The organism is Simiaoa sunii, assembly GCF_014337175.1.
Taxonomy (GTDB): domain Bacteria; phylum Bacillota; class Clostridia; order Lachnospirales; family Lachnospiraceae; genus Acetatifactor; species Acetatifactor intestinalis.
In genome coordinates this window covers 3453551-3465615 of record NZ_CP060633.1, presented here as the reverse complement: position 1 = coordinate 3465615, position 12065 = coordinate 3453551, and the positions used below count along the sequence as shown (strand labels likewise).

The 12065-nt window shown below is 48.3% G+C and carries 12 protein-coding genes; all 12 read left to right on the top strand.

The features are described from left to right. Positions 1 to 17: 17 nt before the first annotated feature. The 12 genes from H9Q77_RS16095 (at position 18) to H9Q77_RS16045 (ending at position 12020) form a co-directional block, all read left to right on the top strand. Complete coding sequence (locus H9Q77_RS16095; protein WP_249326252.1) at positions 18 to 1016, top strand: phosphotransferase; 999 nt, start codon at positions 18 to 20, stop codon at positions 1014 to 1016. 48 nt (positions 1017 to 1064) lie between these two features. Continuing rightward, complete coding sequence (locus H9Q77_RS16090) at positions 1065 to 2435, top strand: PEGA domain-containing protein (RefSeq protein ID WP_249326251.1); 1371 nt, start codon at positions 1065 to 1067, stop codon at positions 2433 to 2435. Positions 2436 to 2583: 148 nt separating this feature from the next. After that, positions 2584 to 2859: an HU family DNA-binding protein gene (locus H9Q77_RS16085; protein ID WP_022153433.1), complete on the top strand. Its 276-nt coding sequence runs from the start codon at positions 2584 to 2586 to the stop codon at positions 2857 to 2859. 87 nt (positions 2860 to 2946) lie between these two features. Then, on the top strand, positions 2947 to 3186 hold the full coding sequence (locus H9Q77_RS16080) for an RNA-binding S4 domain-containing protein (RefSeq protein ID WP_022153434.1): 240 nt from the start codon (positions 2947 to 2949) through the stop codon (positions 3184 to 3186). 90 nt (positions 3187 to 3276) lie between these two features. After that, on the top strand, positions 3277 to 3564 hold the full coding sequence (gene yabP / locus H9Q77_RS16075) for a sporulation protein YabP (RefSeq protein ID WP_022153435.1): 288 nt from the start codon (positions 3277 to 3279) through the stop codon (positions 3562 to 3564). Beyond that, positions 3564 to 4112, top strand: coding sequence for a spore cortex biosynthesis protein YabQ (yabQ, locus tag H9Q77_RS16985; protein ID WP_408641162.1), 549 nt, complete (start codon positions 3564 to 3566; stop codon positions 4110 to 4112). Before yabP ends, yabQ begins: the two co-directional genes overlap by 1 nt. Next, a complete protein-coding gene (locus tag H9Q77_RS16070; RefSeq protein ID WP_408641161.1) occupies positions 4033 to 4281 on the top strand; it encodes a septum formation initiator family protein in 249 nt (82 codons plus the stop codon). The genes yabQ and H9Q77_RS16070 overlap by 80 nt, the downstream gene beginning before the upstream one ends. 130 nt (positions 4282 to 4411) lie before the next feature. Beyond that, positions 4412 to 5599 carry a SpoIIE family protein phosphatase gene (locus H9Q77_RS16065; RefSeq protein ID WP_249326250.1) on the top strand — a complete coding sequence of 396 codons (1188 nt, stop codon included), beginning with the start codon at positions 4412 to 4414 and terminating at the stop codon, positions 5597 to 5599. A gap of 43 nt (positions 5600 to 5642) precedes the next feature. Beyond that, the gene (gene tilS, locus H9Q77_RS16060; RefSeq protein ID WP_249326249.1) at positions 5643 to 7157 is read left to right on the top strand and encodes a tRNA lysidine(34) synthetase TilS; all 1515 of its coding nucleotides are present in this window, start codon (positions 5643 to 5645) and stop codon (positions 7155 to 7157) included. 20 nt (positions 7158 to 7177) lie between these two features. Then, entirely contained in the window at positions 7178 to 7702 is a 525-nt protein-coding gene (gene hpt / locus H9Q77_RS16055) for a hypoxanthine phosphoribosyltransferase (protein ID WP_022153439.1), read from the top strand. Positions 7703 to 7789: 87 nt separating this feature from the next. Further along, positions 7790 to 9538, top strand: a complete 1749-nt coding sequence (gene ftsH, locus H9Q77_RS16050) for an ATP-dependent zinc metalloprotease FtsH (protein WP_249327173.1) — start codon at positions 7790 to 7792, stop codon at positions 9536 to 9538. 379 nt (positions 9539 to 9917) lie between these two features. Then, positions 9918 to 12020 carry a glycoside hydrolase family 13 protein gene (locus H9Q77_RS16045; protein ID WP_249326248.1) on the top strand — a complete coding sequence of 701 codons (2103 nt, stop codon included), beginning with the start codon at positions 9918 to 9920 and terminating at the stop codon, positions 12018 to 12020. Positions 12021 to 12065: the final 45 nt, after the last annotated feature.

The following is a 12065-nucleotide window of genomic DNA, read 5'->3' as shown; positions in this document are numbered from 1 at the left end:
TTTAGGAGGGGTTGTAAGTGAATGACAGAGCGGTGGCACTGCTGGAGCAGTATGAGATAGAGGTATTGCGTACCCGAAAAGGGCGGGGGGCGATTCTGTGCGATACACAGCAGGGCTGCCTGATCTTCAAGGAATATACAGGACGCGAGGAACAGCTGCGTCTGCAGGAACAGGTGCTTAAGCATCTGGAGGATTGTGGGAATATCTCTGCGGAGAGACTGCTCGCCACCAGAGAGGGCGCACTGTCGGTCACGGACAGAGATGGTGTCAGATATATTCTGAAGACCTGGTGGGAAGGCAGAGAATGTAACATCCGTGACAGGGAAGAATGCATGGAAGCCATGCGCCTGCTGGCCGGACTTCACAAGGATCTGGAATTTATTCCCACATTTCCCGAGATGGAAGGGATACCCACACCGGTCATCCGTAGATTCCTTCCGAGTCGAGAGTATGAGAAGCATAACAAAGAATTGAAGAGGGCCCGGAGATTCTTAAAACAGCGGAGCCAGAAGACCTGGTTCGAGATCCGGCTGGCTGCCGTGATGGATCCTTTTTTGGAAGAGGCCGGGCAGATCTGTGAGGAATGGAAAAAGATAGAAAATTCACATGACGTAGAAGCGGGAGAAACCTTCTGCTTTTGTCACGGTGATTATCAATATCACAATATTTTGCGCCAGGACAGAGGATTTTTCCTGGTGAATTTTGAAAAATGTCAGGCGGACGGTCCCATAAGGGATCTTTATCTGTTGCTGCGTAAACTGTTGGAGAAAAGTGATTGGGACTGTAACCGGGGGGAAGCCCTGCTGGCAGCTTATGAATCTGTCAGACCGCTGAATCCCTTCGAGAGACAGGATCTGTTCTACAGATTGTCTTATCCCGAAAAATTATGGAAGATTGTGAATTTCTATTACAATTCGGGAAAAGCATGGATTCCGGAAAAAAATCAGGAAAAACTGGACCGGCTGCTGGAACAGGAGACCGCCCGAAAAAAATTCCTGCGGATTCTGAGAGCATAAGAGCATAAGAGCGGATAGACACTAAGGTACCGGAGAGGAGACAAAAGCATGAACAAAAGATATCTGATGAAAGCAGTAGCATGCATTTGGCTTATGACAATGTTGTCAATAACTGGCTGCGGGCAGAAAGCTGCCACGGAAGGAAATACAGAGACGCAGACACAGACGGAAGAGGAACGTGTGGATACCGGATTCGTGGTGACGAATCCGGACAGTTATGATTCTGCGGATACTGCTGTACTGGTGGATATTAACGAAATTGACAAAACTGTCACTTTGTTGAATCTGGATCTCTGCAGGCGATATACGTTATCCATGGACGGAACCACCCGTTTCGGGGATAAATATGGCAAGGCGATCTCTCTGGATCAGCTGCAGGAGGGTGATATTGTGGATGTGACATTTCTGAAGACACAGAAGCACCTGACCTCTATGCAGCTGGCGCAGGCAGCATGGCAGTACGACAATGTGGAGCGCTATGAGTTGAATGCGGTGAGGCACGAGGTAAGCATCGGCGGAGAAACCTATAAGCTGTCCGAAGACACGCAGTATTTTTCCCAGGGGCACAGTATAGAAGAGATCGATCTGAATCCATCCGATATTCTTACCTTCCATGGAATTGACAGTACGGTGCTCAGCGTGATCGTGGAAAAGGGTCATGGATATCTCCGGCTGGTCAATGATGAGAATTTCGTGGGTGGCTGGCTGGAGATCGGACAGACACAGATCGTGAGGATCACGGAGGACATGCTGGTGACGGTGCCGGAAGGCAGTTATCAGGTGGATATCAGCCGCAGCGGCGGGGGAGGTACGAAGTATGTAGTGATCAACCGTAACGAAGAGACAACCCTGGATATCGGAGATCTGGAGATTGCGGAGGCAAAGTACGGTATGGTGCTGTTTTCCATGAGCCCGGCCGATGCGGAGCTGTATATTGACGGAAGTCAGGTGGATCCTTCCCAGCCGGTCTCACTGGAGTACGGAATCCACCAGATCATAGCAAAAGCGGACGGCTATAAATCTCTGACACAGTATCTCCGGGTAGGACAGGAATCTGCCGGAGTGGATGTGCAATTGGATAAAGTGGATTCCGACAGTGAAGAAAGCACAGAAAACTCGTCATCTGCAGGCAGCTCTTCCACCGGTACTGCTTCCGGCAGTACTTCTGCGACGACAGACACCACAACCACCTACTATCGGGTACACATTGATGCACCGGAAAACGTGGAAGTATATCTGGACGGTAACTATGTGGGAATCTCACCCTGCAGCTTCAAAAAGACATCAGGAAGTCATGTGATCACACTGCGGAAGTCCGGATATGAGACCAGGAGTTATACGGTTCAGGTGGACGATGAACAGAAGGATGTATCGTATTCTTTTGTGGATCTGACAGTTAGTTCCCAAACTTCAAAATAATCTTTGAAAAGGCACAGGAAATGCCGTAAATATGCGGAAATGCCTTGACAAAAGGGATAAAAACAGATATATATATTTATAGACGTTTCAAAAGAACTATTTTCGAGCGTAAATTTAATCACGAAACTCATTATAGGAGGAGTTCAATATGAACAAAACAGAATTAGTTGCAGCTATGGCTGATCAGGCTGGTCTTTCCAAGAAGGACGCAGAGAAGGCATTAAAGGCTTTCACAGATGTTGTTGCTGAAGAGTTAAAGAAGGATGGTAAGGTTCAGTTAGTTGGCTTCGGTACTTTCGAAGTATCCAGCAGAGCAGCAAGAGAGGGTAGAAATCCTCAGAGCGGCAAGCCTATGAAGATCGCTGCTTCCAAGGCTCCTAAGTTCAAGGCTGGTAAAGCATTAAAGGATATGCTGAACGCATAATAGAAGCTGATTTTTCAGAGACTCGAGAGGACAACCTTTCGGGTCTCTTTCGTTATGAGAAATAGTTTTCAGAAGGAGAGGAAACCCATGAGACTGGATAAATATTTAAAGGTGTCCCGCCTGATCAAACGCCGTACTGTGGCCAACGAAGCCTGCGACAGCGGTAGAGTATTGATCAACGACAAACCGGCAAAGGCATCTGCCAATGTAAAAGAGGGAGATATCATCACGATCTCTTTCGGTAACAAGGAAGTAAAGGTAGAAGTGCTGGATGTTCAGGAGACAGTGAAAAAAGAAGAAGCAAAAGAACTCTTTCGTTATGTATAAATATGTATAAATTTCCAATGACTCCCATAAGATGAATTGTAGCTTTGAATAGTTATGATAAATTGCAATGTGACACAGATGGGAGGAAGTATGGAAGATTTAAACACAACAGGGCGTATGCATAAAATAATTATGACCAACAGACGAACCTGCACGGTGAACGGTGTCAATGATGTGCTTTCTTTTGATCTGCGGGAGATTCTGCTGGAGACGGAACAGGGGATGCTGATGATCCGCGGAAATGAACTGCATGTGAATCGGCTGACCCTGGATAAAGGGGAAGTAGACATTGACGGCCGGATCGACAGCTTCGTATATTCGGATACCGCAGCATCCGGGGAGAAGCAGGAGTCATTTTTCGCCAGGCTGTTCCGTTAATGAATGAAAATGTTTTTCTGCTGCATGCGTTTCTCCTGGGAATAGAGATTACTTTTCTGTATGATATACTGCGGATTTTGCGGAGGGTTTTTACACATGGCAACGGCATGGTGTCACTGGAGGATATTGCCTTCTGGATCTATTGTGCGGGAAAAGTTTTTTTACTGATGTTCCGGGAGAGCAATGGGAACCTGAGATGGTTCGCCGTGCTGGGGGCGGTATTGGGAATGTATCTGTATCACAGGACGCTAAGTCCCCTCCTGGTAAAATATGTCTCCGGATTTCTCAACATGCTCTTAAACCCGATTCGTAAGGCGTTGCGGATAGCCGTAAGATGGGTAAAAAAGAAGTTGACGAGACTTCGGAAAATGCTTAGAATATTTATAGAAAGGAGATGCGCGTATGGCAAGGGGAAAAAGAAGAGTAGCCTACCGCAGGAGACACCAGAACCGGTTCAGCCTGTTCCTGGTGAGCCTGGTCGTATTGATGATCATGGTAGTCGTTGCGGTGCGAAGCGTGGAATTACAACAGAAGATCGCAGGATATGATACCCAGATCGCAAGCCTGAGCGCGCAGATCGATGCGGAGACCGCCAGAGCGGAAGAGATCGAGGAATATCGCAAGTATACGCAGACCAAGGCTTATGTGGAGGAAGTGGCGAAGGATAAGCTGGGACTGGTGTATGAAGGTGAGATCCTTTTTAAAGAGGACAATTAAGCAGGGAGACGGATTCTCAACAGTGGACCTGCTTTTTTTGTCGCAAAAAATGAAGGTAACATTCCCCCGAATTTGACAAAAAGAAAGAAACAGTGGCTCTATAATCGTGAAGACAGAAAGGGGAATAGTCATGGTGATAGGGAAACGGGAACAGAAAAATCCGGAACAGAAGTTATGTGCACAGGTATCCATGCTGTGCCGGCAGAAGCTGTTGGGGTATGCGGAGAGTTTTGAGGAATTGGGGAGAAGTTTTCACGACGAAACGAGGATTGTTGGAGATGACAGGCAGAGTATTCTGGAGAAATGCCTGCTGCAGCAGAGCAGGCAGGTCATGGGGGATCATCTGCAGACGGTCGCACGGATCATGGAACAAGTGGCCGGAGAAGAGATGTGCTACCGGCCGGTAGAGGAAAAGCGAAGAAAAAACCTCGTCCAGGCATTGCATAGTGAGGGGATTGCGGCAGCAGAGTTATGTTATATTCGAAAAAAAGGTGCTGCCGCAAACGGTATCAGCATGATACTTTCCACGGAGAGATCCGGCTGTAAGGCATCGCAGGCAGCAGATATGCTTACCGTACTTTTGGGGAAGCATCTGCAGCCGTCGCCGGGAAGTCCCTATCTCATAGAGAGGGAACCACACTGTTTTCAGTTTACAGAAGAACCGAAATATGTGGCCCTTACCGGAGTGAGCCGGGCAGTAAAAGAGGGAGAGAAAATATCCGGGGATCAGTATGCCATGCTGGAATCGGAAAAAGGAAGACTGTTATTGTTGTTATCCGACGGAACCGGTGCGGGAGAAGATGCCAGCCGGGGCAGTGGCAGAGTATTGGATCTCATGGAAAAAATGCTGGAGGCGGGATTTGATACCGAAGAATCCGTAAATATGCTGAACTCCGCATTGTATGCGCAGAATGAGGAGGAAGATCATCCGACGGTGGATATCTGCAGCCTGGATCTGTACAGCGGAGAGTGCGAGATCTGCAAAGTCGGAGGTGCGGCCACTTTTCTGAAAGAAAGCGTCGGAACAGAGTGTATCGGAGGAGAAAGTCTGCCGCTGGGGATTTTTCAGAAAGCGCAGACGGAAGTCCGGGTGCGGCAGCTGGCAGCGGGCGATCTGCTGATCATGATGACGGACGGTGTGCTGGATGCACTGGAGGATGATTGCGAGGAGCGGATGCGGGATATGATAGAGGCATTGGAAGAACAGAATCCGCAGGAGATCGCAGAGAAGATACTTTCTTATGCCATATGCAGCTGTGGGGGCAGGATCCGGGATGATATGACGGTGTTTGTGCTGTGCTTGTGGGAGAATGCGTGATTGCTGCCTTGATTTTTTCGCATAATTAGGATAGAGTTAAATCATGAATACATGGATGGATACACGAGAAAAAGTATTTGCATATATAAAAGAGCATCAAATGCTGCAACCCGGTGACCGTGTGGTGGCCGGGGTTTCCGGAGGGGCAGACTCGGTTTGCCTCTTATTTTTGTTACTGGAATGGAGGAGAGAATTCCCGCTGGACATTGCGGTGGTCCATGTCAATCACGGGATCCGGCCGGAAGCCGGTGAGGATGCCCGGTATGTGGAAAAATTGTGTGGAGAACATAGAATCCCATTTTTCCTGACGGAAGCTGATGTGCGGCAGCGGTCAATTCTGGAAAAATGTTCCGAAGAGGAAGCCGGCCGCAGAACAAGATATGAAGCTTTTGACAAAGCTGCGGAGGAATGGGGAGCCACGAAGATCGCGGTAGCGCATAACAGCAATGACCGCAGCGAGACGCAGCTGTTTCATCTGTTCCGGGGCAGCGGCATCCGGGGACTGGCAAGCATCCTCCCGGTGAGAGGTCGGATCATACGGCCGATCCTGTGCCTGGAGAGATGGGAGATCGAGGACTTTTTAACACAACAGGGAATTTTTTACTGTAAGGATGCTACCAACGATGAGGACGATTACACCAGGAACCGGATACGGCATCATATTTTACCCTATGCGGAGCAAAACATTGCGCGGGGCTGTGTGGCGCACATGAACCAGACAGCGGAGATGCTGGCGGAGACGGAGGAATATCTGGAGCTGCAGACGGTGGAGGCAGTGAACAGATGCATACGGAGCATAAAGGCTCCGGGCAGTGCGCTGCAGCCGGATGTGAGCAGTCAGGCACAAGAGGTGCATATCGCGGTGGAACCTTTTCTGACGCTGCATCCGGTGATCCGTAAAAGACTTTTGTATGAAGAGGTAAAAAGACTTTCCCCCGGGCAGAAAGACATCACCTATCAGCATATTGTAGAGCTTCTGACATTGTTTACGCAGGAAGGAAACCGGACGATCTGCCTTCCCTTCGGAATCCGCGGCAGACGGCAATATGAACAGGTCATCCTGACAATACAGACGAGCCAGACAACGAAAGCTGCGGACAGTGACAGACAGAATGTTGCTGCAATGCCGCTCTGGCAGCAGTGGGATCCGGATATGGTTCCGGGACAGATGAAAACAGTGGAATGTGCCCTGGGAACATTGAAATATTCTGTGTGTGAGGTGCCCCATGGACTTGAAAAAAACCAAGAAGTTCCTACAAATCAGTATACGAAATGGTTTGATTATGATAAAATAAAAAAATGTCCGATGATACGAACACGGCAGACAGGGGACTATCTGACCATTGCAGACGGCAGAGGCGGAATGATCCGTAAATCATTAAAAAGCTATTTTGTCGATCAGAAAATTCCTCGCAAGGAGCGCGACAGACTGCCGATCCTGGCAGAAGATGATCACGTGCTGTGGGTCATGGGATACCGCATCAGCGAATATTATAAAGTAACGGAGAATACAAAACGTATTTTAAAGGTACAATTAATAAGAAAGGAGTTCGCCTAAGAGCGAAGAGACAAAAGAAAATGGCAGAACATATCAGAGTACTGTTGACAGAAGAGGAAGTAGATAAGAGAATTCAGGAGATCGGAGAACAGATCAGTAAGGACTATGCAGGTAAGCAGGTACACCTTGTATGTGTACTGAAGGGCGGCAGCTTCTTCATGTGTGAGCTGGCAAAGCGTATCACCGTTCCCGTATCCCTGGATTTCATGTCTGTATCCAGCTATGGCAGCGATACCAAGTCCAGCGGTGTGGTGAAGATCGTAAAAGACCTGGATGAATCTCTGAAGGATAAGGATGTTATCGTAGTAGAGGATATCGTAGACAGTGGAAGAACCTTAAGTTATCTGTTAGAGATGCTTCGTGACAGAGGACCGGCTTCTTTACGTCTGTGCACTCTGTTGGACAAGCCGGAGAGAAGAGTCATCGATGTTCATGTAGATTATACCGGATTTAATATTCCCGATGAATTTGTAGTGGGCTACGGTCTGGATTATGATCAGAGATATCGTAATCTGCCTTACATCGGTGTGGTAGAATTCGATTAAGCAATACGAAGATGCAGGAGGCCCGTGAAGTTGAAACAAAACGGCAGAACAATTAATTCTTATTTTATTTTTATCATACTTCTGGTCATGGTGATCGTAGGACTCAATCTGTTGAGCAACCGGGAAGAGGACTATACCAGAGCAGAATTCATCGCAGATCTGGATGCCGGAAATGTATCTGAGATCGTAATACAGCCGAATGGAGAAGCCCCTACCGGCTATCTGGAGATCCAGATGAAGAACGGACTGAACCATAAGCTGTATGCTACGGATATCACCGAGCTGGAGACACTGGTCCGCGAGTACGGATTTGACCCCGTAGTGAATGACATTGAGAGAGAGAACTGGTTCCTTACTTATATGCTGCCGATGCTGGCAGTACTGGCTGTAGGTGTATTCCTTTTCATGATGATGAATGCCCAGCAGGCCGGTGGCGGTAACGGTAAAATGATGAACTTTGGTAAGAGCCGGGCCAAAATGTCCATGGGTGACAAGAGCGTCACCTTTGCACAGGTAGCAGGCCTGAAGGAGGAAAAAGAGGAACTGGAGGAAATCGTCGATTTTCTGAAAGAACCCGGAAAATACACCGGCGTCGGTGCGAGGATTCCCAAGGGTGTTCTGTTGGAGGGACCTCCCGGAACCGGTAAGACTCTGCTGGCGAAAGCCGTGGCAGGCGAAGCCGGAGTACCTTTTTTCAGCATCTCCGGATCTGATTTCGTGGAAATGTTCGTCGGTGTCGGCGCATCCCGTGTGCGCGATCTGTTTGAAGAGGCGAAGCACAATGCGCCCTGTATCGTGTTCATCGATGAGATCGATGCCGTGGCAAGACGCCGTGGTACCGGTATGGGCGGCGGACACGATGAGAGAGAGCAGACCCTGAACCAGTTACTGGTAGAGATGGACGGTTTCGGTGTCAACGAAGGCATTATCGTCATGGCAGCTACGAACCGTGTGGATATTCTCGATCCCGCGATCCTGCGTCCCGGACGATTTGACCGTAAGGTAGCGGTAGGGACTCCGGATGTGGGTGGCAGAGAAGAAATACTGAAGGTACATGCGAAGAACAAGCCACTGGGAGATGATGTGAATCTACAGCAGCTCGCACAGACTACCGCAGGATTCACCGGAGCGGATCTGGAGAATCTGTTGAACGAGGCAGCGATCATCGCAGCGAAGGAGAACCGCTCCTTTATCGCGAATAAAGATGTTAAGAGGGCGTTTATCAAAGTAGGAATCGGTGCGGAGAAGAAGAGCCGTATTATTTCCGACAAGGAGAAGAAGATTACGGCATATCACGAAGCAGGTCATGCGATCCTGTTCCATGTGCTGCCGGATGTGGGACCTGTCTACAGCGTATCCATTATTCCTACCGGCGTAGGGGCAGCCGGTTACACCATGCCTCTGCCGGAAAAGGATGAGATGTTCGCCACCAAGAGCCGCATGCTCCAGGATATCATGGTATCTTTGGGCGGACGTATCGCAGAGGAGATCATCTTCGGAGATATTACCACCGGAGCATCCAGTGACATTAAGAAAGCCACCAAGACAGCCCGCCGTATGGTAACCCGTTACGGAATGTCTGATAATATCGGAGTCATCTGCTATGATGATGACGATGATGAAGTCTTCATCGGTAAGGATCTGGCACATGCCAAGGCTCACAGTGAGGAGATTTCCGGTGAGATCGATAAGGAAGTCAAGAGGATCATAGATGACTGCTATACCAAGGCAAAAGACATTATTATGCAGCATGAGAATGTACTTCACAGTTGTGCTAAGCTACTGCTAGAAAAAGAAAAGATCAACCGAGAAGAGTTTGAAGCACTTTTTGTATAGGAAAAGGTTTTCGAGGGTGTTTCGTAGATTTGGTAGTATTGTACAAACCGCTTTTGTGAAAAATATACAAAAACAAATATTCATTTTTGTAATATTTGTGAATTTTGAGAATAGTAAAAACTAGTAGTGCATGCTATTATAATACTCGTAACCCCCCCAATACATTATATAGTTTTTTGCTATACCCCATAAGAAAGAAATACCTTCTCTAAAAAGGACAGTCCTCCCAAGACTGTCCTTTTTACCGTTCAAAAACAAGGCAGGCTGTTGTCAGATGTACGGAAAAAGGGTATAATTACATATGTGTGTGCTGCACAGGTAAGAATAGCAGGAGCATAATATAGATAGTAAGACATTAGTCTCAGAAAGGATAGATACTATGGATCTGGAGCGATTACGTCGAACAGAATATAACCAGCAGTATATTGCTGCCATGAGACCCGTATTTAACAGAAGAGCTCTTTTTACAGATACAAGTGCGGAGTATGTGATTCCGGAAGAGCCGGAACCTTATTCCGAGGTGACGATCCGTTTCCGTACCGCCAGGAATAACGTGGACAGGATATTCCTCGTAAGCGGTGGGCAGAAGCATCTCATGGTACGAGTGGAGGGCGATAATGATTTTGATTATTATGCTTATGTGATGCGTCTGGATGACCAGAAGGTATCTTACTATTTTGAGGTACAGACCGGCAGGATCACGGGTATTTTTGATATGAGAGGATTGGTGCAGGAGGTCAACGAGTATTATGACTTTATCATCATTCCCGGCTTCCATACTCCCGACTGGGCAAAAGGTGCGGTAATGTACCAGATCTATACCGATCGTTTCTGCAATGGCGATCCCTCCAATGATGTGCTGACCAATGAATACTGCTATATCGGGGAGCCGGTGCACCGTGTAGAGGACTGGGGACGGTATCCTGCACAGATGGATGTCCGTGAGTTCTACGGAGGAGACCTGCAGGGCGTATTGGACAAGATGGACTACCTGCAGGAGCTGGGGGTTGAGGTGATCTATTTTAACCCTCTGTTCGTATCCCCGTCCAACCATAAATACGATATTCAGGACTATGATTATATTGATCCCCATCTGGGTAAGATCGTCAGTGATGAGGGAGAGCTACTTCCGGATGGACAGCGGGAGAACCGTTTCGCTTCCCGCTATATCGACCGCGTGACCAATAAGGCGAACTTAGAGGCGAGCAACGAGATGTTTGCCCAGGTAGTGGCAGAGGTGCACCGCAGAGGCATGAGAGTCATATTGGACGGTGTGTTCAACCACTGCGGATCCTTTAATAAATGGATGGACAGAGAACGTATTTACGAGAATGCGGAAGGCTATGACAAGGGTGCTTATGTCAGCGCAGACAGCCCTTACCGGAATTATTTTGATTTTCATAATCAGGCAGCATGGCCTTATAACAATTCCTATGACGGATGGTGGGGACATGATACCCTGCCGAAGCTGAATTACGAAGGTTCTCAGGAACTGATGGATTACGTTCTTCATGTTGCAAAAAAATGGGTATCTCCGCCCTATAATGTGGACGGCTGGAGACTGGATGTGGCGGCAGACTTAGGTCACAGCCAGGAGTTCAATCATCATTTCTGGCAGGAATTCCGGAAAGCGGTAAAAGAGGCCAATCCGGAGGCGATCATTCTGGCAGAGCATTACGGCAATACCAGAGACTGGCTGCAGGGCAACGAATGGGATACTGTCATGAACTACGATGCGTTCATGGAGCCTGTGACCTGGTTCCTCACCGGTATGGAGAAGCACAGCGATGACTACAGAGAGGACCTGCTCGGTAATGCAGAGAGCTTCTGGGGAGCCATGCGGCATCATACCTCCAGTTTTTCCATGCCCAGCTGGCAGGTGGCTATGAATGAACTGTCCAACCATGATCATTCCCGTTTCCTGACGAGAACGAACCATAAGGTGGGACGTACCAATACACTGGGACCGCAGGCTGCGGAACAGGGCATCAATAAGGCAGTGTTCAGGGAGGGCGTTGTGATCCAGATGACCTGGACGGGCGCACCGACGATCTACTACGGAGATGAAGCCGGTGTCTGTGGATTCACGGATCCCGATAACCGGAGAACCTATCCCTGGGGACATGAGGATCAGGTGCTGTTGTCGTTTCACAAGGATATTATCCGCCTGCGCCGTGAAAACGAGGAACTGCGTACCGGTTCCCTGAAAATGCTGGAGAATGATTATAACTTCATCTCCTACGGGCGTTTTAACCGCAAGGGACAGTGTGCGATCCTGATCAACAATAACAATCATCCCATCACCAAGGAGATCCATGTATGGGAGATCGGGGTTCCTAAGACAGGTAAGATGAAAGTGATCCTGCAGTCCAGAGATGACGGATATTGCATGGAAGGCGCGGAGTATGAGATCAAGGCAGGGAAGATCCTGATCGAGATGCCCCAGACTTCCGCGACAATCCTGAAGTATGTGCAGGAATAACGTGTAGAAAAAAATATAATTTACCAAAGACAGAGAGGATTTCAG

Excerpts from the sequence above, each read along its gene's own strand:
- H9Q77_RS16090 (WP_249326251.1), top strand. The coding sequence starts at position 1,065 with ATGAACAAAAGATATCTGATGAAAGCAGTAGCATGCATTTGGCTTATG.
- H9Q77_RS16085 (WP_022153433.1), top strand. The coding sequence starts at position 2,584 with ATGAACAAAACAGAATTAGTTGCAGCTATGGCTGATCAGGCTGGTCTT.
- H9Q77_RS16080 (WP_022153434.1), top strand. The coding sequence starts at position 2,947 with ATGAGACTGGATAAATATTTAAAGGTGTCCCGCCTGATCAAACGCCGT.
- yabP (WP_022153435.1), top strand. The coding sequence starts at position 3,277 with ATGGAAGATTTAAACACAACAGGGCGTATGCATAAAATAATTATGACC.
- yabQ (WP_408641162.1), top strand. The coding sequence starts at position 3,564 with ATGAATGAAAATGTTTTTCTGCTGCATGCGTTTCTCCTGGGAATAGAG.
- H9Q77_RS16065 (WP_249326250.1), top strand. The coding sequence starts at position 4,412 with ATGGTGATAGGGAAACGGGAACAGAAAAATCCGGAACAGAAGTTATGT.
- tilS (WP_249326249.1), top strand. The coding sequence starts at position 5,643 with ATGAATACATGGATGGATACACGAGAAAAAGTATTTGCATATATAAAA.
- hpt (WP_022153439.1), top strand. The coding sequence starts at position 7,178 with ATGGCAGAACATATCAGAGTACTGTTGACAGAAGAGGAAGTAGATAAG.
- ftsH (WP_249327173.1), top strand. The coding sequence starts at position 7,790 with ATGGTGATCGTAGGACTCAATCTGTTGAGCAACCGGGAAGAGGACTAT.
- H9Q77_RS16045 (WP_249326248.1), top strand. The coding sequence starts at position 9,918 with ATGGATCTGGAGCGATTACGTCGAACAGAATATAACCAGCAGTATATT.